Origin of the sequence: Flavobacterium sp. RHBU_24 (genome assembly GCF_046613695.1) — a bacterium.
GTDB lineage: Bacteria > Bacteroidota > Bacteroidia > Flavobacteriales > Flavobacteriaceae > Flavobacterium.
Window position 1 is genome coordinate 267,232 of record NZ_JBKJHD010000002.1, and the last position, 25,191, is coordinate 292,422.

Genomic DNA, 25,191 nt, shown 5'->3' on the forward strand with positions numbered 1-25,191 from the left:
AGCTACCGTAAAGATAGCTTTTCTTTTGTTTTTATAAAGTGTTACAGCGTAGCCATATCTATTACAAAACGATAGCGTACGTCGCCTTTTTCCATCCGTTCGTATGCTGCGTGGATGTCTTTAATATCAATGATTTCAATATCTGAAACTATGTTGTGCTCGGCGCAGAAGTCCAGCATTTCCTGGGTTTCGGCAATACCGCCTATACCGCTTCCTGCTACGGCTTTACCACCCACAAGCAGTGAGAAGGCAGGTATTACATACGGTTCTGACGGAGCGCCCAGGGCAATGTGTGTGCCGCGGCTTTTAAGCATGTTCAGGTACATATTGATGTCGTGCGCGCCAGATACTGTGTCAACAATAAAGTCAAATGTCTTGGTTACTGCCGCAACCTGTTCAGGGTCTTTTGTAACCACAAAGTGGTGTGCGCCAAGTGCTTTGGCATCGGCCTCTTTTGATGGCGACGTACTTAGTACCGTAACATCGGCGCCAAAGGCTACCGCAAATTTTACTGCCATGTGGCCCAGCCCCCCAAGGCCAAGAACGGCAACTTTATGGCCGGGGCCAACCTTCCAATACCGTAAAGGCGAGTAGGTTGTAATACCGGCACACAGTAACGGCGCTACGGCAGCCAGGCTTATCTTATCTGAAATGTGCAGCGCAAAATGCTCTGTAACAACTATATTGTTACTATAGCCGCCCAGTGTGGGGATGCCATCGTGGCCCATGCCGTTATAGGTTTGCACGCCATCGCTGCAAAACTGCTCCAGGTTGTGGGTGCAGTCTTCGCATTGCCCGCAACTCTCTACCATACAGCCTACACCGGCAAGGTCGCCCACCTTAAATTTTGTTACATGGCCGCCCACTGCTGCTATGCGGCCCACAATTTCGTGGCCCGGTACCATGGGGAATATCCCGGGAAACCAGTCGTTTTTAATCTGGTGCAGGTCGCTATGGCACACGCCGCAATATAAAATATCAATAAGCACATCGTGGGGGCCTATTTCGCGGCGCTCAAAATCCCACGGGGCTAAATCGGTCTCAGGGCTTTGCGCCGCATATCCTCTACTTTTTGTCATGGTTATACTGTTTGTGGTTATTTGTACATTTTCAGTAATACAAAGGTGGTTAAAATTAGTTCCTGTTGCTGTATCCAAATTGAGGGTGGTTGTATCTGAATTGAGGCCTTATGTTTTGCAAAGGTTAGCAAAATAAGTACAACGTTTACCAAGAAATACATTATAAAGTTATAGTAACTGAAAACCAGTTAAATAAAACTAAAACAGGCCCCTTACAACGGAGCCTGAGTCGTTATTTATTTGCTATAAACGGTGCCTGATGTATAAAGGTACCATCATCAAGCTGTGCTACAAGAAATGCCGCCAGGCTTGCCGCGTTTATTGCATTGCCCAGACAATCTTCAAGGCTTGTGTTGATTTCGCCTTGGTCATTAGTTAGGGTTATAATCGGTAGGCGCACCATCGTCCATTCGGCCTTACTTGCGGCTAAAGTTTCATATTCCTTTTGCTTATCGGCAGTAGAAACAGGAAAGTTATCATGCATCCAGTTAGTAGCCGTTTGTGTTTTAGGGCCTTTTTTATCAAAAGGCGTATCTACATTTAACCCGGTGGTAACTATATAGCGATGAATCCCCAGCGCCTCCATAGCCCGGAGTATGTTTTGTGCACCCGCGTTAAAGATATTAGGCGCACTCGGCGGAAGCCCCAATCCCAAAGTGCTTATAACCGCGTCGCACCCGCTAAGGGTTTGATACACATTTTCATAGTTTGTAACATCGCCGGTAATGCATTGGGCAGCATCCATGTAGGGCTCTAAACGGCTTGTTTTACGCACCAGCATTTTAATGGCATATTCCTGTTGCAGTAATGCTTTTACCAGGTAACGGCCTGATTTTCCGGTGCCGCCTATAACGGCAATTTTCATATGTGGTTTCATGATAATCATTTATAAAATTAAGGCAATAGTTGGTTTGCCGCATATAAATTGCGGGCTACAGCTTACACTGCTTCGTATTGATATTTTATAAAGAGATCCTGATGGTGCAAATGTAGCGTTTTTAAGGAAAGTTTATGCTACAGCAATGTTAATCTGTTTTACAGGATGTTATAGTTTGCCTAACTTTACATTAAAAAGAGGCTATGAGCAATTACACTATGACTTTTTATTGCAGGGACTGCTTGCCGGTGCCCGATGCATCACAGTTTAGGCCGCACAGAAACCTGCATGACCGTATACGTAGTCTTATGGGAGCCCGCAAACTGGAACTGGTAGACTTTAACCTTACGGAAAATTATCAAACCTATCCGGAATACCATAGCCGTGGCAGGCATAAAACCATTGTGGAGATAAGGCTTGACCTTAACCGGATGGACCTTGTAAGCCGCGAGAGTATTTATAACCGCTGCCTTATGGCCATCAATAATGATGAGCTTTACCTTAGCGATTACTCTGAAACCGGCAGTGAAGCTAACGCAGTGCCCGAAAACCTTTTTGTGTTTGACATGAAAAGCCACAGGGATGCGTCAGAATCGGCCTGACTCACTTAAATTATTTGTATAAATTAAGTATCTTGCATGATTATAAAATGATGCATGGTTTTAACCCAAAATATACGTTTTTCTTACGGCAAAAGCACTGATTTTTCCTTTCCGGACATAGCCGCCGCCGCGGGCGAAACCCTGCTGATAACCGGCGGTTCGGGCAAAGGGAAAACAACCTTGCTGCACCTTTTGGGCGGTTTGCTGCGCCCCGCTTCCGGCAAAATCCTTATTGATACTGCCGATATTAGCCAATTGGCTGACAGGAAACGCGACCGTTTCCGTGGGCAGCACATAGGCATCGTATTGCAGCAATCCTATTTTGTGGCGGCGCTTACCGTTCTTGATAATGTAGTATTGGCATCGTGGCTGGCAACCGGAAAACGGGCAACTGCCAAAGCACGCGAAATCCTTACACAGCTTGGCCTTGAAACCCAACTTGACAAATTACCATCCCAACTCAGTATTGGCCAGCAGCAGCGTGTGTCTATAGCCCGGGCGCTCATTAACAGCCCCAAACTCCTGTTAGCCGACGAGCCCACCAGCAGCCTCGACGATGAGAATGCGGTTATTGTAGCAGATATGCTTTCGGCGCTGGCAGCGCAATTTGGCACTGCGCTCATTATCGTTACCCACGACCAGCGGCTAAAAGACCGTTTCCCTAACCAGATATCCCTCTAAGACATGATAGCCAAGATAGCCTGGAAAAATATTTGGTACAAACCCTTAAACACCGCCCTGAGTATTATATTACTTATGGCCAGCGTGGCAATTATTACCATGCTGATACTGTTGCAGGAGCAGTTTGAAAAGAAATTCAGCGATAATATAGCAGGTACCGATATGGTGCTTGGTGCAAAGGGCAGCCCGTTACAGCTTATACTAAGTGCCATTTACCAGGTAGATGCCCCTACGGGCAATATTAACTATGATGAGGCTAAAATGCTTATGCATTCGCCCATGGTAAAGGAAGCGGTACCTTTAGCCTTTGGCGATAACTATAAAGGCTATCGGATTGTGGGCACCGAGCCGGTGTTCCTTTCGCATTATAATGCAAAGATTGAAAAGGGCGCTATCTTCAAAAAAGATTTTGACGTGGTGGTAGGCAGCGAGGTTGCCCAAAAGATGAACTTTAAAGTAGGCGATACATTCTTTGGTTCCCATGGCGATGCGGCGGAAGGAGAAGTTCACGAAAGCCATGCCTATGTGGTTACCGGTATTGCCGCGCCATCCGGCAAAGTGGTTGATAACCTCATATTGTGTAGCATTCCCTCGGTGTGGGAAATGCACGAAGGCCACGGCCATGAGGCTGAGCCCGAAATAGGGGAGGAGCATAAGGATGAAGAAAGGAAAGACGCCCACTGGCATGAAGCCCATGAAGAAGATACAACCGGTGGTAATGGCCGGGAGATAACCGCCGCGCTTATAACTTTTAAAGGCCCGCGTGCCATTATAATGTGGCCCAATCTTGTTGCCATGAACGGCGACATGCAGGCCGCAAGCCCCGCAATAGAAATAAACAGGCTGTTCTCGCTGTTTGGTATTGGGTTGCAGGCCCTGCAATATTTAGCATTGGGCATTATGTTTATTTCAGGCATCAGTATTTTCATTGCGTTGTATAACACCTTGAAAGAACGTAAATACGAATTTGCACTCCTGCGCGTTAATGGTGCAAGCCGTGTGCAACTGCTCATGCTGGTGCTTATAGAGAGCCTCCTGCTGTGTGTTACGGGCTTTGTTTTCGGCACGGTTGTTGGGCGCATTGGGTTGGCCTTACTCTCGGGTTCAAGCGAATCGGCCTTTAAAATGTCGTTTAACCCTTATGAGTTTGTGTGGCCTAAAGAGGGATATTTGTTTGCACTTACTATCTTTGTAGGTACATTGGCAGCCGTAATCCCGGCAGTAAAGGCCTATAGTTTAAATATTAGTAAAACACTGGCAAATGCGTAAATCATTTTATATAGCTGCATTGGGCGCACTCGGGCTTACCCTGGCATCGCTGGGCACACCCAAAAATAATGTAACAAAGCCCCTTGCTTCAACCTCGGCAGCTTACGCCGATACGCTGACCTGGAAGGTTTTGGCACAAATAGATTATAAAAAGAAACCTACCAAAGACTACCCGGAGGGCGTTATGTTTCCGGTTATAAACCCTACGCTAAAGGCAAAGCAGGGCAGGCCAATTGTAATGAGCGGTTTTGTAATTCCGATAGACGAAAAGAGCTACGCACTGAGCAAAAACGTATTTGCGTCGTGCTTTTTTTGCGGTAAGGCAGGCCCGGAAAGCATTGTGGGTATTAAGTTGAAGAACAACGGCCAGAAGTTTAAGACCGACCAGTATGTTACCCTCCAGGGCACATTCCGGTATAACGACACTGATGTGGAAGACTGGATTTACCACATAGAAAATGCCGTAGTTGTAAAAAAATAAGCATGAAGATACCCAATAAAAAAGCCGTGTTTTTTGACCTCGACCACACCTTGTGGGATTTTGAGAAAAACTCAGCACTGGCTTTTGAGCATATACTGCATAAGAACAAAGTGCAGGTTGATGTGCAGCAATTTGTAGCCACACACATACCGATTAATGTAAACTACTGGAAGCGCTACCGCGATGGCACAATCACGCAGCAGCAACTGCGCTACGGCAGGCTTAAGGATGTATTTACCGCCATTGGTTATGATGCGGACGATATGCTCATCCACACGCTTTCGGAAGAATATGTGGCAACATTGCCCATGCACAACCACCTTTATGACGGCACCATTGAAATTCTGGATTACCTGAAAGGCAGTTACAGCCTGCATATTATAACCAACGGTTTTCACACCGTGCAGGAGGGAAAGCTTAAAAACAGCGGGCTTGACGCATATTTTGAAACCGTAACAAACAGCGAAAATGCAGGCTGCAAGAAACCGCACCCCGCCATTTTTGAATATGCCCTTGCCAAAGCCAATGCCCTTAAATGCGACAGTATAATGATAGGAGACTGTATAGAAGCCGATGTGCAGGGCGCTATTAACTGCGGCATTGATGCCATTTTTTTTAATGAACACCGTGCCGAGGCACACCCGTCTATACCGCAGGTAAACCACCTGCTTGAACTTAAGAACTTTTTATAGCCATGAAAAAAATAGTGTGCCTTTTGGCATTTTTTACAATCAGTGTATCGTTTGCGCAAATAGAAAAAATTAATAACTACAAGTACATTATTGTACCCGATACATTTGAATTTCTTAAAGAAACTAATAAGTACAACCTTAACACCCTTACCAGAATGATGTTTGAGAAAGCGGGCTTTACCGTTTTTATGTCAAACGAACAATTGCCGCCCGAGCTGGCTAATAACCGTTGCCGTGCCCTATATGGCAGCCTCGATTCTAAGTCGGGTATGCTGCGTACTAAAATTAATATAGAAATTAAAGACTGTTACGGTACCGTATTGTATACCTCAGAGGAAGGCATTAGTAGGGAAAAAGACTTTCAAAAAGCCTATTACCAGTCGCTTCGCGAGGCAGCCAAATCGTTTTATGACGCCGGATATGCTTATGTGGGCGATGCGGCATCAAACGCTTATTTTCAGCAGGGGCAGGCTGTTACACCTCCTACCGTGCCCGTTACTCCTGTAGCGCCCGCGGCTGTTGCCCCCGCTACGCTCTTGCCGGCCGTTGCAGCTACTGTGCCCGGCAGCCAGCTTTTTGCGCAGCCCATAGCAAACGGCTACCAACTGGTAGATACCACGCCAAAAGTGGTGCTTAAAATGTATAAAACATCACAACCCGATAGCTATACCGCCGTAAGCGATACTAAAAACGGTGTGGTATTTAAAAAAGGCAACGACTGGTATTTTGAATATTACCTAAACGATACACTGGTAAGCGAAAAGCTTGATATTAAGTTTTAGGGGAAGGTGCTGAACTGCTTAGCTTCTAAGCCGCTTAGTGGCTCAAAGCTTTAAATAAGAAATGGCTGCGGTTAAACTGCGGCCATTTCTACTTTATACTTCCTAAAAGCTAAGCTGCTAAGGGGCTTAGCAGCTTCGTCGCTTTAAGGACTCATTCAACTATAATTATATTATTATTGGTATTGCCGTTTATTGCTATTTGCATAATATAGCAGCCAGCAGCCAGGTTAGTGATGTCAGCCGTGTGGTTGTTTACTTTCACAGTAAAATTCCTGCCACTCATATCGGCCAGTGTTATTGTTCCGTTTTCCATGGCGGGGATGTTCAGTATATCATTAGCAGGGTTCGGGTAAAACATTATATCGTTTATTACGCCAATTTCTTCATTGCCGGCTGTGCAGCTTTCGCTGAAACTTGCCCAAGGGTCTTTATTAGACCAGTTAGCTAAACTGTATTCCGGGTTGTCTACTTCAATGCAAAAGAGGTTAGGGTTGCCAGCAGACCAAAAGTATGAGATAGCTGTATTGTTGCCATTCTTTACGTTAAGATAGTTCAAATTATTATTTTCACAATTTAATGAATAAAGCGAAGTACTATTTCCACTTACGTCAATTGAAGTTATCTGGTTATTAAAACAGGTAAGATAACATAAATCAGGGTTATGACTAACATCAATGGCGGTCAATTGATTTTCATGACATTCAAGGGCACATAGTGCCGTATTATTACTTACATCTAAGGAAGTAAACATATTTTGACCTGCTTGAAATGTTTCGAGATTGGAGTTATTGCTTACGTCAATTGAGGATAGAAGATTGTTTGCGCACCAAAGTACTCTAAGTAGCGTGTTATTTGAAACATCAATATTGGTAAGAGAATTTGATGCACAGATAAGTTCTTGCAAAACAAGGTTATTACTAATGTTTAGGGTTGTTAAGCCGTTTAGAACACAATTTAAGGTAGATAACTGTGTTGCGCCCGTTAAATCCAAAGTACTTATATTATTTCCACCACAATCTAAAAAAGTCAGGCTAGCATTATTACTAACATTTAAAGACGTAAGATTGTTAGCGCCACACAGTAAGCTGGCTAAAGAAATATTGTTGCTTATGTCTAATGAGGTTAAATCATTTACCTGGCATGATAATACTATGAGTGCTGTATTAGTACTTATATTTAAAGACGTTAGGTTGTTCGTGTCACAATTTAGGGCTGTTATCGAAGTAAATGCTTCAATACCTGTTAAATCATTTATTTCTAGACTATCACAGGAAATACTTCCACTAAATCCCGCAGCCTCGCTAACTTGTATCTCACCATCGCCATTAGTATTTATTTCAGGGTTTGTTACCAGGTAATTTTTAAAATTAGCATCGGGAATGTTTACGTTTTGGGCATTTAGGGAAAGCGAAAACAATGTAGTAAATAGTAAAAATAATTTTGTGTGCATAACTGTGTATTTTATTGGTTTTAAGCCAAATATATACAGTTGCACCATAGTAAAAAATACCTATTTACAGGTATTTTTCTGGTTAAAGAGCTATGTTATGGACCCACCCTTTACTTCTAATACCCATACTTCCCTCGCCACCGGTTCCTTAAAAACTCTCTTGTACTGTTTTCCCGGCTGTTGTTGCCGGGTTCGTAAAATGGGGTGTTCCTTATATCGTCCGGCAGGAACTCCTGCTCGGCAAAATTGTTGTCAAAATCGTGGGCATATTTATAATCGTCGCCATACCCCAGCTCCTTCATGAGCTTGGTAGGGGCATTACGCAGGTGTAGCGGCACGGGCAGGTCGCCGGTTTGCTTTACAACGCTCTGGGCTTTGCCTATGGCCATGTAGCTGGCATTGCTCTTAGGCGACGTAGCCAGGTAAATGGCGCACTGGCTCAGTAGTATGCGCGATTCCGGGTAGCCTATAGTACTCACCGCCTGAAACGTATTATTCGCCATAATAAGCGCGGTAGGGTTGGCATTTCCTATGTCTTCACTGGCTAAAATCAGCATACGTCGGGCTATAAATTTAAGGTCTTCGCCGCCTTCAATCATCCGGGCAAGCCAGTATACCGCCCCGTTAGGGTCAGAGCCGCGCATGCTTTTTATAAAAGCGGAAATTATGTCATAGTGCTGCTCGCCCGTTTTGTCATACAAAACGGTGTTCTTTTGCGCGAGCTGCATCACACGGTCGTTGGTTATTTCAATATCGTCTCCTTCACTGGCATTCACAACCAACTCAAAAATATTCAGCAGTTTTCGGCCATCGCCACCACTTAGCCGGAGCAATGCCTCTGTTTCCTTCAGGGCTATGTTTTTAGCCTTCATATAGCTGTCGGCTTCCATAGCGCGGTGCAGCAGGGCTTCAAGGTCTTGCTTTGTAAATGGGTTCAATACATATACCTGGCAGCGGGAAAGTAGCGCGGGAATAACCTCAAAACTGGGGTTCTCGGTAGTGGCACCTATAAGTGTAACCCAGCCTTTTTCTACCGCCGCCAGCAGCGAATCCTGCTGTGATTTGCTAAAGCGGTGAATCTCGTCTATAAACAGTATGGGGTTTTTAGCGGTAAAGATACCACCGCCTTTTTTGGCTTTATCTATCACTTCGCGTACGTCTTTTACACCTGCATTAATAGCGCTCAGCACGTAAAACGGGCGCTGGCTTTCCTGCGCCATAATCTGTGCCAGGGTGGTTTTGCCCGTGCCGGGCGGCCCCCAAAGAATAAGTGAGGGAATAATGCCCCGCGCTATCTGGTGCGTAAGCGAGCCGTTAGGCCCTACAAGGTGCTGCTGGCTGATGTATTCTGATAAATGCTGCGGGCGTATGCGTTCTGCCAAAGGTGCTTCCATAGCGTAAAATTACGGATTTATCTTAAAGATAAATGTTTGGTAAATGCTAAAACCGCAAAGCAGTTGCTGACATTTTAACAGTAAAAAAATTTGGTGGCTTTTTTGATGTGCCTATCGCATGAAGAACGACTACGACAGGTTTAAATTCTCGCCCTCTGTCATACTTTGGCCGCTCGCCTTTGTGCTGCTGCTGTGGATAGTATACTGGGTAGAGGTGCGTTTTCATATCTACCTTAACGATTATGGCATACTGCCCCGCACGTTAACCGGGCTGCGCGGCATTATACTGAGCCCGTTTTTGCACGGTAACCTGGAGCACCTCTATAATAACAGCATACCACTATTTGTACTCGTGGCAGGCATGCGTTTTTTTTACCGCAAGCACGCATTACAGGTCATTACATACGGCATATTACTCTCCGGGGCGTTTACGTGGCTCATAGGGCGTGACGGCAGTTACCACATTGGCGCAAGCGGACTCATATATGCGCTGGTGAGTTTTATCTTTTTTAAGGGGATACAAACCGGCTACTACCGCCTCGTGGCATTATCTATGCTCGTAACCGTATTGTATGGTGGCATGGTGTGGTATGTTTTTCCGGGGGTGGATAATGAGATAAGCTGGGAAGGCCACCTGGGCGGTTTCCTTGCAGGGATGCTGTTCAGTCGGGTATATGAAGCCGAAGAATACCAAAAGCCTATTGTATACGACTGGCAGCGGCCTGATTTTGATGCCAGTAAAGACCCGTTCATGAAGCGCTTTGACGCCAAGGGCAATTTTATAAACCCACCCAAGCCTGAAGATATAGAGGTAGTAGATTATGAAATAATTTCGCCACCGCCGGCTATGAACCAACCTGTGAATTATACTTATGTATATGTGCCGGAGAGGGGAGGGGGTGGTGCATAAAAAAAACCAGTCATGCTTGTTGAAGTGTGACTGTTTTTTTTTATGTTGAGTTTCTTCATTGAGATTTCTCCATTGCTTCGCCAGTTCGGCTATAGCCTCGTGTCTGCTGCGCTTTAGTCGAAATGGAAAAGATACGCTCGAAACAATCGAGTGAAGCTATTCCCCTTTTGAGGGATGAGGTGACTAAATAACCGAGTGAACATACTGCTTACTGCCACTGAACACTGCCTACTCGCCCCTTTGCCTCACTGCTTCATACAAGAAAGCCCCACAGGCTACTGATACATTAAGTGAGCCGATGGTGCCAAACATAGGCAGTTTTGCTTTTTCGTCAACAATTTTAAGGACGGACGGATTAATGCCGCGGTCTTCGCTACCCATAATGATGGCCAAAGGCTCCTTAAAAGAAATATCATAAATCGTTTCCTCGGTCTTTTCGGTAGCGGCTATGGTTTTAATGCCCGAGCCCTGAAGGTGGAAAATAGCATCTTTAATATGCTCTACTTTACAAATAGGCACATTGAACACCGCACCCGCTGAGGTTTTTACAGTATCGCCGTTTACGGGCGCCGAACCCTGCTTTTGAACAATAATGCCGTCTACACCCGTACACTCCGCGGTACGGATGATGGCGCCAAAGTTGCGCGCGTCGCTCAGTTGGTCCAGTATCAGGAAGAGTGGCGTGCGGCCGCTTTCCAGCACCTGCTCCACAAGCGTTTCAAGGTCGTGGAATTTTATGGGGGCTATGCTGGCCACCGCGCCCTGGTGGTTATTTGGCGTAAGGCGGTTTAGCTTCTCTACCGGCACATAGCTAAAATTGATGCTTTTTTGCTTCATGGTCTTCATAAGATCTTTCATGAGGTCGCCCTGGGCATCCTTTTGTATAAAAACCTTATCTATTTCCTTACCGGCGTTTATTGCCTCTATAATGGCGCGTATGCCAAATATCTGATGATCTTTTTCCATGGGGCAAAGGTATAAAAAAACCACCCCCGAAGGGATGGTTCTTCATTTAACTAACCAAATATTAAAGTTCGTCTTCAAGGAAGCCCGTTCTTTTATGTCCTGCAAACTTATACACCACACCCGGATCCCAGTCAAATTCTGCCTCAAAGTAAATACTGTCTACTTCATGGCCGCCAAAAGAGGTAGCTGCCTTTTTAAGTATTTTACCATTTGAAACAGTTACTGTTCCACCCGTATACAATTCTTCTGCCTCGGGCTGGCCTGCAAATGTAAGGTTGCTGCTGTTGCCCTGCACTTTAGATTTTATTTCCATCCATGAGTCGTGGTCATCAATCCAGAAATTTTCATCGTTTGATGACGCGTTATAGGTAGAATAAAGGTTGTAGCCTCCGCCAAAAGCCGGAGTTGCACCGTCATTTTCCAGCGCGATTATGTGCCAGTCTCCGGCAAATTTTTCGGTAGCGGTGCCACCCGGGTCGGTATCTCCGGTTTCATCACACGCGGTAAGTAATGCCAGGGTAAAAATCCCCGCAAAAAGTAACTTTATGTTCTGTTTTATGTTTTTCATAATATATGTGTATAGTTATAATTGTACCTGCTCTAAATGTACCTCAAAGGTATAGACTGTGGTACCGGAGTCCCAGTCAGCAGAAAAGTCTATAGATCCGTCATTTTCATTTACTATAAATGATGTCATTTCAACACCTCCGCCAAATGTGCCTACTTCAAAGTCAGGGATAGTAAACTCATCAGCGGGAATATTAACAGCGTTAATGGTAGCAGGGGCACGATAGCCCGCGCCATAAGCCCTGCCAATGTCATAATATCCGCCTATACCGTCAGACAGCCTGTACTGGTTAGGCCCTGAGGGAGCTATCAGTACATATTCCATATCTGTATACTGGGCACCTGAAACACCATTTCGTACCACAGTAGCGGTATATAGCCCTGAAATATCGGTAACCAGGTCACCGGTTTGCACCACTATGACCCTTCTTGATACCGAAGCATCAAAACCATCCTGGTTTGTAGCGGTATAAGTAATGGTATAATCATCGGCTACCGCGGTATTTATTGTTGTACCTGTGGTGCCAAGCAGCGCACCGTTAACGGTTGTAATATATTCAATATCTACGCCATCTTCGGTAGCTGTAATTCCGGGGTCAGTATAAGCGGTACCTACCGGTATAATTAAAAAATCGTCGCCCAGTAATGTAAGTACCGGGTAGTTAGTTACTTTACTAACGCCGGCTGTGCTGTCGTCATCGCAAGACCAGAGCAGGGAGGCAAAAAATGCCAGTATTATTATTTTTTTCATGATTCAATTTTTATTAGTTAACATCCCACCAAACCGGTGTAGTAATAGGTACTAACGATGGGGCATTTGAATTTCTGGTTACAACTATGGTAGGATAAACCAGCCTTTTAGGGAACTCACCGCCGGTAACACCATTTATACCGTAAGCAAATTCTCCGGGAACATAGGCCTCATCGGTTTGCGGTACATCAGATATTTCAGGGTATCCTGTCCTGTTTTGCTCAAAAAAGCCTTCATAGCCATTGCCGGGGAAGAAGCTTGTCCATTTCTGGGTAATTATGGCTTCCAGTTTTTCATCAAATGTTCCTGTATCAGAATATTCATAAGCGCCACCGGCCGCGATAAATTCCGAAGCGTCATAACCATATTTATCAAACATAGCTGTAACAGCGGCATCATAAGCTGCTTTAGCACCGGCGCCACCGGCATACCGTTCAAGTGCTTCGGCCTGTAAGAAAAGGCTCTCTTCCTCGCTCATAAAATACACAGGGTCTATCGCGTTAAGCTTAACCACCGAAATAGATGTTTGTGCAACGGTGCTGTTAAAATCGCCCTGGTTCTGCGGATTGCCTGCATTATAAAAGTCAGTCATCCTGGGGTCGCTGTTCTCATCAAGGTAAGAAAAAAGTGTGCGGCTTGCCCTTATATTAATTGTGGTATTAAGCTGCCTCCTGTCTGTTTCATACAGTGGGTTACTCCTGTCCGGTGCATCTTCAAACTGCGTAACCGCTGCATCCTCAGCAAGAAATACAGCGCCTGAAGCTAGAAGCTCGGTAATACCTGCCTGGGCTACATCCGGCCGTGCTTCGGTTTGGCGCAGGTAAAGTTTAAGTAAAAGGCTGTTGCCAAACGCCCTCCACTTGTCCATATCGCCGCCAAAAACAAAATCATCTGTTGCAGGGCCGTCTGCTAATGATGTAGACAGGTCTATAGCCAGCGCTTCTTTAAGGTCTGAAACCATAATGTCATAGGCTTGTTCGCCGGTTTCAAAATGTGGCTGAAGAATTTCTGGAGCTTTATTTGCTTCGGTATATGGAATGTCATCATAAAAATCTACCATTATTTGAGAAGCCTGAACTTCAAGTATAGTAGCGATAAGATAATAATTCCAGTTTTGTTGTTCTTCGGCAATCCTCTTAACGTTCCTTATATCGCCAAGGCCGTCGTATACGGCAGTCCAGCCGCCATTATAATCTGCGGTACCTATAGAATATTCATCTATATTTTTATATTGATTACTCGAGTTTCCTTGGGTAAAGTACTGTGCCCAGAAGCCGCCTATAAGTCCATAAAATGCGTTTTCTCCTGCAGCAAGGCCTACAATACCTGCGGGAAGCTCGGCTTTTAAGGTTACACTCTCAGGAGTAAGGGCATCGGGGTCGCGGTTAATATCAAAGTCGGCATCACTACAAGAAAGTAGTAAGGCTGCCGCGCTAAATGTTAATATTAGTTTTTTCATGTTACAATTTTTTTAGAATGATAATTTAAGGGTTGCACCGTAAGCCCTTTGGGAAGGGTTAGAACCAAATTCGCCAAACTCGCTGAAAAGGTCGTTGCCGTAGGTGCCGGTTTCCGGGTCTACGTAAGGGTTATCGCCCGGTGTCCATAAAAACAGGTTTTTACCATATAAGCCCAGTTGTAGCCTAGTAATGCCCATGCGGTCTGTAAGTGCGGTAGGGAAGGTGTAGTAAAAACTCATATCCCGAAGCCTTACAAATGTTTTATCTATTATATGCCCCTGCTCTATACCCGGGTTGTTAGAGGTGTTGCCCCAGTAGTTAGTAATATTTTCAAAACTTATTGGTGTAGTGTTTTCAGAATAGGTTCCGTCGCTGTTTTCTATTACCGAATTAGGTATTATAAACGGTGCACGGTCATTATAAGTTGTTTCTATACCATTACCCACAAAGTGGTTAAGCCTTTTTGTATATGAGTACATTTCGCCGCCCTGTTTCCAGTCAAATGCAAATGCAAGGGCAAAATTTTTGTATTTAAATGTGTTTTGCAGGCCCATTACAAAATCCCTTTGGCTGTTGCCTATGTATTCTACATCATCTGTAGGTACATAATAGCCGGTATCTGGGTTCACAATATACTGCCCTGCATCATTTTTTTGTGGCACCCTTGCAAAAAACGCTCCCAGTGGCCTGCCTTCTTCTGCGGCATAGGTAATGCCATAAGCGCTGTTTATTGTTATGCGGGTTTCGCTGTTAAGCTCGGTCAGCTCATTCTTGTTTTTAGTAAACGTATAGTTAAGCGTCCAGCTAAAATCAGGCGTTTTTATTGGGGTAAGGCCCAGTGCAAGTTCTATACCTTTGTTTTCAACAGTACCTATATTATCATACCGTATCTGGTATCCTGTAGACGGGTCTAACGGAACGCCGGTTATAAGGTCTTTAGTTTTACTGTTGTAAACAGAAGCATCTACGGTTATCCTGCCGGAAAAAAAGTTAGCTTCAACACCCACCTCTGCCTCATTAGTCATTTCGGGCTTAAGGCCGGCATTGCCTAATGTGCCCAGTTCATAATAGTTTACACCACCAAGGGGCGACAACACCTGGCCAAAGTTTGCCCCTGCAGCGCCCGGTATAAGCGCAGACTGGGTAGCATATGGGTCAGTATCTGATGCTACCTGAGAGTAGCCCGCTCTTAATTTTAAGAAGCTGGTATTAGAATCGATAACTACCGCACTAACCGATGCTGCCGGATAAAAATAGGAGTTATTGCCTACCGCAAGGGTTGATGAGGTATCGTTCCGGCCGCTTATCGTAAGGAAATATTTGTTTTCATATGAAATTTCTGCCTGGCCGAAGTAACCCATGGTCCTTCTGAATGTATTAGACTGCGTGACAGTAGGCCGGTTTGCACTATTAGTTATTTCATAAAAATTAGCTACGTCCAGCGCTGTAATCGATGCCGCAAAAGAATTGCTTTCCCTTTTATTATACTCTAAACCCACAGTAGCATCAAGTTTCCATTTCTCGCTGAGGTCTTTAAGGTAGTTAAGGTTAAAAAACGTGTCAAACTCGCTGCGCTCTACCCGGCTTTCTGTAACCCCGCCCACAACAGGGTTTGCGGCGGCAAGGTCCTGCGGTGAACCACTGAGGTAGTTAACAATGGCACCATAGCTTTTTATACTTTCGTTACGGTAATTACCGCCCAGTTGCCATGCCGCTGTTAATTCATCGGTAATTTTATAATTTAAGTTTACATTACCCAGCAGGTTATTGCCCTTAACGTTTGTAGAGTTTTCATTAATAGCAAAATATGGGTTTGTAGCATAAGGGGTAAAGTAGTAGCTCGGTGTGTTAAACGGGTTGTTTTTATAATCCGAAAGGTCTACTATACTTATATCCCGGGGTATCTGCATCAAATCCTGCTGTAGCGTGCTGCCCTGCCCTGCGTCATCGCCCTGACCGGTATTTACAACATTCTGGTCTTTATTAGTGTAGGTAATTGATGTTCGTACGCCAAATTTCTTGCCGTGTATCCCACCGTTAAATGAAAGTGTCCTTTTTAGGTATTTGTCTGCGTCGGTAGGTACAACACCATCACTGTTAAGGTCGCTAAAGCTTAACGAAAAATCGGCCATATCGGTGCCGCCATTCAGGTTAATACTGTTTGTGCGCAGGTAGCCTGTGTCATAAAAGTCTCTTACGTTGTCTTCAAGCGCAACATAAGGTTTTATCTGCTGGCTGTTGTTGTATATGGTGCCCCACGGCCTTACTTCGCCGTTAAAAGCCGGACCCCACGACCCGTTTTCATTACTCGGCCCGAGGCCGCTTGAGAGCGATGAGTAACCCTGCCCGTTCCAGCCCTGGCCAAACTCGTTTTGGGTGTGTGCAATACGCGCTACCTGGTTAAACTCCATCGTAGAGGTAAAGTCGATATTGATTTTTTGCCCCTGTTTACCTCTTTTAGTAGTAATAATAACAACACCGTTTGAGGCTCTTGACCCATAAAGGGCAGATGCTGCGGCTCCCTTAAGAAACGTCATGCTTTCAATGTTGTTAGGGTCTATGTCGTTAATACCCGACCCCCCGTCATACGACCGTGTAGAACTTGTAGAGCCTGTAAACGAATTGTTTAAAGGTGTACCGTCTACCACATACAGTGGCCCGTTAGATTGGGTAATCGAACTAAACCCGCGCACTACAACCTTAGGGGAGGCTCCCGGTGTGGCGGGCGCAGAAATATCCACACCTGCAATTTTGCCCGATAACGACTCCAGCGGGTTAGTGTTTACAACCTGCGTAAGTTGCTGGTTGCTTACCGTGGTGGTTGCATAACCCAGCGCACGTTTTTCCCGCTTAATACCCAGCGACGTTACCACCACGCCCTCAAGTTCTGTAGCCGTACTGGCAAGGCTTACCGTTACCGTGGTTTGTGCCGCAGATACTTCTTTTGCGCCCATACCTATGTAGCTAAACACGAGTGTTTGCTGTGGTGTGGCGCTGATGGAGAATTTCCCGTCAAAATCTGTAGTTGTACTTGTAGTAGTGCCTTTTACCAATACACTCACCCCCGGGATGGGGAATCCGGTTTCGTCTGAAACAGTACCGGAAACTGTCCTTTCCTGTGCAAATGAAATTTGCATCGTTAACACGCCGAGGAGCGTCAACAAAAACGTTAGTCTACTTTTCATTAGTGAATTAAAATTGAGTTAGTCAATCCCAAATATCTAACTTTAATTTAACTGAAACTAATTTTTTGTGATAATTTTTAGATAAAATGGTCTTTTTACTTGTTAAAAATATAACATAAATGTTAAAATTAAAAAATAAACTATGCTTGCATACTGATTTTTAAGGAATTAGGTTATGCTAACGCTATCGTGTAGGAAGTGGTCAGGCGTTGTTTGCTAATCGGTTAAGGGTCAGTGTATTTAAAAAGAAGTTTTAAAACTTATGTGAACAATTGAGTTGGAAAGCTTAATAGTCTGGTTATTTGCGGTGCCGTTTGCGTAGATAAGGTTAAACAGCCCATTGCCGCTTAACAGGCCGAACCCAAAGCCCAGCCCCAGCATGCGGTTTTTAGTATTGGTAACCTCGTCCTGGGCATAACCATAGTCGGTAATAGAGTGTATGTAGAGGTTAGGCGCGGCCATGTAGCGGTATTCGGCCATAATAAGGCTGTAAAGGTTGCCCTGCAATGTGTTTTCATTAAACCCCCGTATGGAGTTGATGCCGCCAAAGCGCTGCAGCTCGTTAGTAATGTAGTTGCTGCTGTTAAGGTAAAAGCTCTGGTTTTTAATATTTACGCTGTTCTTCGGGCTGAGGTACAGGTTATGCGAAATATTTAACTGTGCAAAATACTGGCCCGTGTTTCCGACCTTGCTGTCGCGGCTGCCGGTACCGGCTTTTGCGTTAAGTACGGTCTTTCTCCTGAAGAGTAAATCGACCGGGTTAAAAATGTCCAGCTCGTAGCTTGCCGTCCAGAATTTGCTGTTGTAGTCGCTCAGGGTGCTGTTATCGGTATTTTGTATGTCGGTACTTTGTGTTCTCTGATAGCCTGCAAACAGGCGCGAGTTGTAGCTAAAGTAATACCCCAGGTTAAGGTCGGTCACCGTGTTCTGGAAGGTACTGTCCTGCTTAAATATCTTAAGCCCGGCCTTGGCGCCTATGGGGCTTTTAAACAGGTAGGGCAATTCGAGCGCCAGGTTAAAGGTGCTTTGCTGTTCGCCGTTGTTTTTCCAGTACAGGTTAAATTTTTCACCACTGTTAAGCACGTTATTCAGCAGCAGGTCCAGATAGCCGTTAAAGCGTAGCTTGCTCTGGTCGTCGTTGCTAAAGCCTATAAAACCGTCGAAGGTATTGGGGTGGGTTTTTTCCAGGTACACATATACCTTGGTGGTGTCTTGTTTAAAGAGTATTTCGGGGTAGCGGGGCAGGGTTACAAACTGCAGGTTAGTGAAATCGTTGTGAATGCGCTGCAGGTTTTCCTTATTAAATGCCTTGCCCTTATACTGCCGGGCTATGTTGCGGCGTATCCCTTCAGGAAATTTCGGGTAGCCCTCTAATACTATATCATCCAGTGTACGTTTTTTTTCGACGGAGAGTTTCAGTTGTGCCGTTAGCCTGCTGCCTTCTTTTTTATAATCTATAAGCTGCAATGTGGTTATGGCATAGCCGCTTTGCTCCAGCAGGGCGAGATTACGGTTCATAAAGGCTTCTACATCGTTAAACGGCAAAGTGAGCGTATCGGTAGTGATGGTGAGCAGCATTTTTTCTGCCGCGCTAAGCGATGTTGTGTATATAAGGAGTGATGTGGTTTTACTTCCCAGCGCATAACTGAATATAAAGGTAGAATCATTTGCCTTAAGGTTGCCGGTAATGCGGTTTTCCAGATAGCCTGAACGGTACAGCCGGGCAGAAAGGCTTTGGGCTTCGTCCTGCACAGCCTTTGCATTGGGGTGTACTTTGGCGTAGGCCAGCGAATCGAGCACCGATGTTTCGGCTTTTGTGCTTCCTTCCGCTTTCAGGTACAGGTTTTGGGCGCCTGCCGAAACGGTGCATAATACCAGTGTATATATAAGTAGTAGTTTTTTCAAGAAACGGCGTGGCTTTGTACCGCTGTAAAAATAACGTAAATATGCTGTAAATAATATGCGGTTACCTGTTTGTGTTTAAGGTGATTGAAAATTAATGTATTATGGTTTGTTTTGTAAATTATAATTTTTACATTTGCAACCCCGTAAAAAGCGGGATATTTAAACAAAAGAAATTTTTAGTATTAATTATGCCAACAATTCAACAATTAGTAAGAACAGGGAGAGCCCAGATAACTAAGAAGAGTAAATCGGCTGCTTTGGATTCTTGTCCTCAAAGGAGGGGTGTTTGCACACGTGTGTATACTACTACTCCTAAAAAACCTAACTCTGCAATGCGTAAAGTTGCAAGGGTACGTTTAACTAACGGTAATGAGGTGAATGCCTACATACCGGGAGAGGGGCACAATCTTCAAGAGCACTCGATAGTATTAGTTAGAGGCGGAAGGGTAAAAGACTTACCGGGTGTAAGGTACCACATTGTTCGTGGTGCGTTAGATACGGCAGGTGTTGCAGGCAGGACTCAGCGCAGGTCTAAGTACGGTGCTAAGCGCCCTAAACCAGGACAACCGGCAGCGGCACCTACAAAAGGTAAGAAAAAGTAATTATTAAAAGCTTTTAAAAGAAAGACATGAGAAAAAGACAGGCCAAAAAAAGACCACTTTTACCGGATCCCCAATTTAATGACCAACTGGTAACACGTTTTGTGAACAACCTAATGTGGGACGGTAAAAAATCTACAGCTTTTAAAGTATTTTATGATGCTATTGAAATTGTAGAGAACAAAAAACAAGATGCAGAAAAGTCTGCTCTTGAAACATGGAAAGATGCCCTTACCAATGTAATGCCGCACGTAGAAGTACGCAGCCGCAGGGTAGGTGGTGCAACCTTCCAGATACCAATGCAAATTCGTCCGGACAGGAAAATATCCATGGCTATGAAATGGATGATACTTTATGCAAGGAGGAGAAACGAAAAATCTATGGCTCAAAGGCTGGCTAACGAAATTTTGGCTGCTGCCAAAGAAGAGGGTGCTGCTGTTAAAAAGAGGATGGATACGCACAAAATGGCTGAGGCTAACAAAGCGTTCTCTCACTTTAAATTTTAATTAAAGCATAAAGAAAAAATAAAATGGCAAGAGATTTAAAATACACAAGAAACATAGGTATTGCTGCACACATTGATGCCGGTAAAACAACAACTACAGAGCGTATTTTGTTTTACACCGGTAAATCTCACAAAATAGGTGAGGTGCACGATGGTGCTGCCACTATGGACTGGATGGCCCAGGAGCAGGAAAGGGGTATAACCATTACTTCTGCTGCTACTACATGTAGCTGGAATTTCCCTACAAACCAGGGTAAGCCAATTCCTGAAACGCTTCCTTACCACTTTAACATTATCGATACCCCGGGCCACGTTGACTTTACTGTAGAGGTAAACCGTTCACTTAGGGTACTGGATGGCCTTGTGTTTCTTTTCAGCGCGGTTGATGGTGTAGAGCCACAATCTGAAACTAACTGGAGGCTGGCCGATAATTACAAAGTGCCGCGTATGGGCTTTGTTAACAAAATGGACCGCCAGGGTTCTAACTTCCTTAACGTGTGCCAGCAGGTAAGGGATATGCTAAAGTCTAACGCTGTAGCTATTACACTGCCTATAGGTGAAGAGGAAGATTTTAAAGGTGTTGTAGACCTTGTTAAAAACCAGGCTATCGTGTGGCATGATGCTACCCAGGGTGCTACTTTTGATATTATCGACATACCTGCGGATATGGTAGATGAAGTACGTGAGTACCGGGCTGCCCTTATAGAGGCTGTTGCTGAGTATGACGAAACGTTGATGGAGAAATTCTTTGAAGATGAAAATTCTATCACAGAAGACGAAATCAACAACGCGCTAAGGAAAGCAACAATCGATATGTCTATCATCCCGATGATATGTGGTTCTTCTTTCAAAAACAAAGGTGTTCAGTTTATGCTTGACGCGGTTTGTAAATATCTTCCTTCTCCAATGGATAAAGAAGGTATCACGGGTACTAACCCTGATACTGATGAGGAGATACTTCGCAAGCCAGACGTTAAAGAGCCATTTGCTGCACTTGCGTTTAAAATTGCTACCGACCCTTATGTGGGCCGCCTTGCATTCTTCCGTGCCTACTCTGGCCGTCTTGATGCAGGTTCTTATGTGCTTAACACACGTAGTGGCAACAAAGAGCGTATATCCCGTATTTACCAGATGCACGCTAACAAGCAAAACCCTATCGAGTATATCGAGGCAGGTGATATTGGTGCAGCGGTAGGTTTTAAAGATATCAAAACAGGTGATACCCTTTGCGATGAGAAAAACCCAATTGTACTGGAGAGTATGGATTTCCCTGCTCCGGTAATTGGTATCGCAATTGAGCCTAAAACTAAAGCAGACGTTGATAAAATGGGTATGGCCCTTGCAAAACTTGCAGAGGAAGACCCTACCTTCCAGGTTAAAACAGATGAGGCGTCTGGCCAAACCATTATTTCTGGTATGGGCGAGCTTCACCTTGATATCCTTGTAGACAGGATGCGTCGTGAATTTAAAGTTGAAGTAAACCAGGGCGAGCCCCAGGTTGAATATAAAGAAGCGTTTACCAGGGCTGCACAACACAGGGAAGTTTACAAAAAACAATCTGGTGGACGTGGTAAATTTGCTGATATCGTGTTCAGGATCGAACCTGCAGACGAAGGTGTTGTTGGGCTTCAGTTCATCAACGAGGTAAAAGGTGGTAACGTTCCTAAAGAATATATCCCATCTATCGAGAAAGGATTTAAAGCTGCTATGAAACAAGGCCCTCTTGCCGGTTATGAAGTAGACAGCCTTAAAGTAACACTTCTTGACGGATCATTCCACCCGGTGGATAGTGATGCGCTTTCTTTTGAATTAGCTGCTAAAATGGGTTACAAAGAGTCTGGCCGTGCTGCCGGTGCTGTTATCCTTGAGCCGATAATGAAAATGGAAGTAATTACTCCGGAAGAGAATATGGGTGATATCGTAGGTGACCTTAACCGTCGTCGTGGCCAGGTTAATGATATGGGCGACAGGGCCGGTGCTAAAACCATCAAAGCCTTTGTTCCACTATCAGAGATGTTTGGTTATGTAACTACGCTAAGGACGCTTTCTTCAGGAAGGGCTACTTCTACAATGGAGTTCTCTCACTATACAGAAACACCTTCTAACATTTCAGAGGCAGTTATCAAAAAAGCTAAAGGAAACGCTTAATTTACAACAACAATGAGTCAAAAGATAAGAATAAAATTAAAATCATACGATCACAGCCTGGTAGACAAATCTGCCGAGAAGATTGTTAAGACTGTAAAAAGTACAGGCGCTGTAGTAACGGGTCCTATTCCGTTGCCTACCCACAAAAAGATTTTTACCGTACTGCGTTCTCCGCACGTAAACAAAAAATCTAGGGAGCAGTTTGAAGTTAGCTCTTACAAAAGGCTACTTGACATTTACAGTTCATCTTCTAAAACCATCGATGCCCTAATGAAATTAGAGCTACCAAGTGGTGTAGAAGTAGAGATAAAAGTGTGATAATATCGCCTTATATAAATGAGCCCCATGCAATTTGCGTGGGGTTTTTTTGTTTCGGATATTCAGGCGTTTAAAAAATTATGTATTTTAGCGGTCAACCAACTTTAATTAAGTAATGAAGATTCCCGCCCGCCTGTTGTTTTTATGTCTGCTTATACGTGGTTTTGCCTTTAGCCAGGCGTTTGTAACCGTCGATAATGACACCTTCGAAATTGTAGAGAATGTTAATTATGCGCTCTATAAAGATAAGCAAGTAGTGCTTAGTGGCATCACCTCAAAAGACACCGCGACCTTTGTAGATGAAAAAACGGAGTTTGATTCCATCGCGTTCTCAAGGGTAGATTATGAGAGCAAAGGCTTTTTGAGGAAGCATTGGGATTCTGTAGTCTTCCTGTCTAAGAAAACCATTTATCTTGACGAGGTAGTAATAGGAAGGAAGAAAGATAAAGAAGTTATTTTAGGTGAAACCAATCGGTTTGTGAAACGCAGGTCGCGCCAATTGAGTAGCGATTTAGAATATGGGCTTGTTATTGCAAATGGCTCACCACAAAAGCTGATGTTGGATAAAGTGGCTTTTTATGTAGAGAAGGTAAAGTTTAAAACAGCCTATAGAATAAATTTTACTGAATTTCGCGAACATCCTGTTGCTGAAGGGCGTGAGTTTGCAGAAGCCGGTGATATAGTATATGCAACCGATACGCTATACCTTAATCCAAAAGATAAAGGTAGGGTAGAGGTGGTTTTACCGGAGGCGTTTTACCTGGCCGCGACTAAAAAACTGTTTGTCTGGGTGCAGTTATTAAGTTACTATGATGCGGGCGGGGCAGTTGTAGTTCCTGAAGACGATAACCGTACGAAGCTTAAATTCCAACTATCTGAAAAATCTAGTTTCTATTCAAAAACAAGGGATTTGAATACTAAGGAGCTTAGTAAAGATATGATTAACATGAATGAATGGCTTACTTTTGACTTTGCTACTATGTTTTTTACCACACCTCACAAAAGCGACCTCGTTGCTCCCGCTATTGTCCTGTATGCGCATAAGGTAGAAATGAAACCCGCGGGCATTAGCAATAAGCTGTAACTTCTTATAGCTCATATTTAATCTCCTAAGTTAACTACTTCGGAGATTTTTTATTTACCCCACAAAAATCATTTTTAGGGTAATGCAACAGCCCTTATTTGCAGAATATCAAATATTTTGCATTTATTTTTTTGTAAGTGTTTGATTATCTCAATATAATAATTACTTTTGCACCCCTGTTTGGAGTATTCCGTTATTTCAAATTGAAGGGGTTTCATTAATTAATAATAATAATCTATGTCTGGGTTAATTGGTAAAAAGATCGGCATGACCAGTATTTTCGACGAAAACGGGAAAAACATCCCGTGTACGGTAATCGAAGCTGGCCCATGCGTTGTTACCCAAGTCAGAACCAACGCGGTTGACGGGTATGAAGCGTTACAACTTGGTTTCGATGACAAAAAAGAAAAGCAAACCGTAAAATCGGAAGCCGGCCACTTTAAAAAGGCAGGTACTGTTGCTAAGAAAAAAGTCGTTGAATTCAAAGAATTTGTAACAGAGTACAAACTTGGTGATGTTATCACTGTAGATTTGTTCGCAGAAGGCGAATTTGTAGATGTTCAGGGAGTGTCTAAAGGTAAAGGTTTCCAGGGTGTTGTAAAACGCCACGGATTTGGCGGTGTAGGCCAGGCCACACACGGTCAGCACAACCGTCTTAGGGCCCCGGGTTCAGTAGGTGCATCTTCTTATCCATCAAGGGTATTTAAAGGAATGCGCATGGCTGGGCGAACAGGAGGAGACAATGTAACAGTGCAAAACCTTAGAGTTTTAAAAGTGGTTGCTGATAAAAACCTTTTAGTAATAAAAGGTGCTGTACCAGGACACAAAAACTCTTACGTAATCATTCAGAAGTAATGGAAGTAAAAGTATTAAATATCAACGGAAAAGAAACTGGCAGGACGGTAACCCTTTCTGATTCAGTATTCGCAATTGAGCCTAACAAGCACGCTGTTTACCTTGATGTTAAGCAATATCTTGCTAACCAGCGCCAGGGTACCCACAAAGCTAAAGAAAGAGCTGAAGTAACAGGTAGTACACGCAAGATTAAAAAACAAAAAGGTACTGGTACTGCCCGTGCGGGTTCTATTAAAAACCCATTGTTTAAAGGTGGTGGTACTATTTTTGGCCCAAGGCCAAGGAGCTACAGCTTTAAGCTTAACAAAAACCTTAAGCGCCTTGCCCGTAAATCGGCACTGGCACTAAAAGCGAAAGAATCAAATTTAGTAGTGGTTGAGAACTTCGAGTTTGACGCTCCAAGCACTAAAAATTTCATTAACGTTTTGAAAGCTTTAGGGTTAGATAACAAAAAATCTTTATTTGTGTTGGGAGATACAAATAAAAATGTATATTTGTCCTCACGCAATTTGAAGGCTACCAGTGTTATAACTTCTTCAGAATTAAGCACTTACAGCGTTCTTAACGCAAACAGCTTAGTGCTTTTAGAGGGTTCATTAGCAGGAATAGAAGAAACTTTAAGCAAATAATA

At 44.0% G+C, this 25,191-nt stretch carries 24 protein-coding genes; 14 read left to right on the plus strand and 10 right to left on the minus strand.

All coding sequences use genetic code 11. The annotated features are described in order from the left end of the window. Nucleotides 1-41: 41 nt before the first annotated feature. Both ACLI09_RS03655 and ACLI09_RS03660 read right to left on the minus strand, forming a co-directional pair. Nucleotides 42-1,079: an NAD(P)-dependent alcohol dehydrogenase gene (locus tag ACLI09_RS03655; protein WP_411418231.1), complete on the minus strand. Its 1,038-nt coding sequence runs from the start codon at nt 1,077-1,079 to the stop codon at nt 42-44. Nucleotides 1,080-1,311: 232 nt separating this feature from the next. Further along, entirely contained in the window at nt 1,312-1,956 is a 645-nt protein-coding gene (locus tag ACLI09_RS03660; RefSeq protein WP_411418232.1) for an NAD(P)-dependent oxidoreductase, read from the minus strand. 203 nt (nt 1,957-2,159) lie between these two features. Between ACLI09_RS03660 and ACLI09_RS03665 the strand changes: the two genes are divergently transcribed. Genes ACLI09_RS03665 through ACLI09_RS03690 form a run of 6 tightly spaced genes read left to right on the plus strand, consistent with a single transcriptional unit; the run spans nt 2,160 to nt 6,463 of the window. Next, nucleotides 2,160-2,558 carry a hypothetical protein gene (locus tag ACLI09_RS03665; protein WP_411418233.1) on the plus strand — a complete coding sequence of 133 codons (399 nt, stop codon included), beginning with the start codon at nt 2,160-2,162 and terminating at the stop codon, nt 2,556-2,558. Between the two features lie 54 nt (nt 2,559-2,612). Then, complete coding sequence (locus tag ACLI09_RS03670) at nt 2,613-3,239, plus strand: ABC transporter ATP-binding protein (protein WP_411418234.1); 627 nt, start codon at nt 2,613-2,615, stop codon at nt 3,237-3,239. A gap of 3 nt (nt 3,240-3,242) precedes the next feature. Next, complete coding sequence (locus ACLI09_RS03675) at nt 3,243-4,508, plus strand: ABC transporter permease (RefSeq protein WP_411418235.1); 1,266 nt, start codon at nt 3,243-3,245, stop codon at nt 4,506-4,508. Further along, nucleotides 4,501-4,989, plus strand: coding sequence for a hypothetical protein (locus ACLI09_RS03680; protein ID WP_411418236.1), 489 nt, complete (start codon nt 4,501-4,503; stop codon nt 4,987-4,989). Before ACLI09_RS03675 ends, ACLI09_RS03680 begins: the two co-directional genes overlap by 8 nt. A 2-nt stretch (nt 4,990-4,991) precedes the next feature. Continuing rightward, nucleotides 4,992-5,681, plus strand: a complete 690-nt coding sequence (locus ACLI09_RS03685; protein ID WP_411418237.1) for a YjjG family noncanonical pyrimidine nucleotidase — start codon at nt 4,992-4,994, stop codon at nt 5,679-5,681. 2 nt (nt 5,682-5,683) lie between these two features. Next, nucleotides 5,684-6,463, plus strand: coding sequence for a hypothetical protein (locus ACLI09_RS03690; protein WP_411418238.1), 780 nt, complete (start codon nt 5,684-5,686; stop codon nt 6,461-6,463). Nucleotides 6,464-6,614: 151 nt separating this feature from the next. Here the strand turns inward: ACLI09_RS03690 and ACLI09_RS03695 are convergent, their stop codons facing one another. Further along, nucleotides 6,615-7,913, minus strand: coding sequence for a leucine-rich repeat domain-containing protein (locus tag ACLI09_RS03695; protein ID WP_411418239.1), 1,299 nt, complete (start codon nt 7,911-7,913; stop codon nt 6,615-6,617). A 116-nt stretch (nt 7,914-8,029) separates the two neighbouring features. Further along, nucleotides 8,030-9,307 carry a replication-associated recombination protein A gene (locus tag ACLI09_RS03700; protein WP_411418240.1) on the minus strand — a complete coding sequence of 426 codons (1,278 nt, stop codon included), beginning with the start codon at nt 9,305-9,307 and terminating at the stop codon, nt 8,030-8,032. A 118-nt stretch (nt 9,308-9,425) separates the two neighbouring features. On the opposite strand from ACLI09_RS03700, the gene ACLI09_RS03705 reads away from it, so the two are divergent. Further along, on the plus strand, nt 9,426-10,217 hold the full coding sequence (locus tag ACLI09_RS03705) for a rhomboid family intramembrane serine protease (RefSeq protein WP_411418241.1): 792 nt from the start codon (nt 9,426-9,428) through the stop codon (nt 10,215-10,217). A 228-nt stretch (nt 10,218-10,445) separates the two neighbouring features. Here ACLI09_RS03705 and rlmB read toward each other — a convergent pair whose 3' ends face one another. From rlmB to ACLI09_RS03735, 6 genes are all read right to left on the minus strand, one after another. Then, nucleotides 10,446-11,183, minus strand: a complete 738-nt coding sequence (gene rlmB / locus ACLI09_RS03710) for a 23S rRNA (guanosine(2251)-2'-O)-methyltransferase RlmB (protein WP_411418242.1) — start codon at nt 11,181-11,183, stop codon at nt 10,446-10,448. A 61-nt stretch (nt 11,184-11,244) separates the two neighbouring features. Next, entirely contained in the window at nt 11,245-11,751 is a 507-nt protein-coding gene (locus ACLI09_RS03715; protein WP_411418243.1) for a lipid-binding protein, read from the minus strand. Between the two features lie 15 nt (nt 11,752-11,766). Further along, nucleotides 11,767-12,501 carry an immunoglobulin-like domain-containing protein gene (locus ACLI09_RS03720; RefSeq protein ID WP_411418244.1) on the minus strand — a complete coding sequence of 245 codons (735 nt, stop codon included), beginning with the start codon at nt 12,499-12,501 and terminating at the stop codon, nt 11,767-11,769. A gap of 13 nt (nt 12,502-12,514) precedes the next feature. Continuing rightward, nucleotides 12,515-13,960 carry a SusD/RagB family nutrient-binding outer membrane lipoprotein gene (locus tag ACLI09_RS03725; protein WP_411418245.1) on the minus strand — a complete coding sequence of 482 codons (1,446 nt, stop codon included), beginning with the start codon at nt 13,958-13,960 and terminating at the stop codon, nt 12,515-12,517. Nucleotides 13,961-13,972: 12 nt separating this feature from the next. Further along, nucleotides 13,973-17,098, minus strand: a complete 3,126-nt coding sequence (locus tag ACLI09_RS03730; RefSeq protein WP_411418246.1) for a SusC/RagA family TonB-linked outer membrane protein — start codon at nt 17,096-17,098, stop codon at nt 13,973-13,975. Nucleotides 17,099-17,386: 288 nt separating this feature from the next. Next, nucleotides 17,387-19,051, minus strand: coding sequence for a hypothetical protein (locus tag ACLI09_RS03735; RefSeq protein WP_411418247.1), 1,665 nt, complete (start codon nt 19,049-19,051; stop codon nt 17,387-17,389). 188 nt (nt 19,052-19,239) lie between these two features. On the opposite strand from ACLI09_RS03735, the gene rpsL reads away from it, so the two are divergent. From rpsL to rplD, 7 genes are all read left to right on the plus strand, one after another. Further along, nucleotides 19,240-19,653 carry a 30S ribosomal protein S12 gene (rpsL, locus tag ACLI09_RS03740; protein WP_411418396.1) on the plus strand — a complete coding sequence of 138 codons (414 nt, stop codon included), beginning with the start codon at nt 19,240-19,242 and terminating at the stop codon, nt 19,651-19,653. Nucleotides 19,654-19,679: 26 nt separating this feature from the next. Then, nucleotides 19,680-20,156, plus strand: a complete 477-nt coding sequence (gene rpsG, locus ACLI09_RS03745) for a 30S ribosomal protein S7 (protein WP_116787120.1) — start codon at nt 19,680-19,682, stop codon at nt 20,154-20,156. Between the two features lie 23 nt (nt 20,157-20,179). Further along, nucleotides 20,180-22,303, plus strand: coding sequence for an elongation factor G (fusA, locus tag ACLI09_RS03750; protein WP_411418248.1), 2,124 nt, complete (start codon nt 20,180-20,182; stop codon nt 22,301-22,303). A 12-nt stretch (nt 22,304-22,315) separates the two neighbouring features. Beyond that, nucleotides 22,316-22,621, plus strand: coding sequence for a 30S ribosomal protein S10 (gene rpsJ / locus ACLI09_RS03755; protein ID WP_020213633.1), 306 nt, complete (start codon nt 22,316-22,318; stop codon nt 22,619-22,621). Between the two features lie 115 nt (nt 22,622-22,736). Beyond that, complete coding sequence (locus tag ACLI09_RS03760; RefSeq protein ID WP_411418249.1) at nt 22,737-23,705, plus strand: hypothetical protein; 969 nt, start codon at nt 22,737-22,739, stop codon at nt 23,703-23,705. Between the two features lie 237 nt (nt 23,706-23,942). Next, on the plus strand, nt 23,943-24,560 hold the full coding sequence (gene rplC, locus ACLI09_RS03765; protein WP_411418250.1) for a 50S ribosomal protein L3: 618 nt from the start codon (nt 23,943-23,945) through the stop codon (nt 24,558-24,560). Then, the gene (rplD, locus tag ACLI09_RS03770) at nt 24,560-25,189 is read left to right on the plus strand and encodes a 50S ribosomal protein L4 (RefSeq protein ID WP_411418251.1); all 630 of its coding nucleotides are present in this window, start codon (nt 24,560-24,562) and stop codon (nt 25,187-25,189) included. The genes rplC and rplD overlap by 1 nt, the downstream gene beginning before the upstream one ends. The last annotated feature ends 2 nt before the right edge of the window (nt 25,190-25,191 follow it).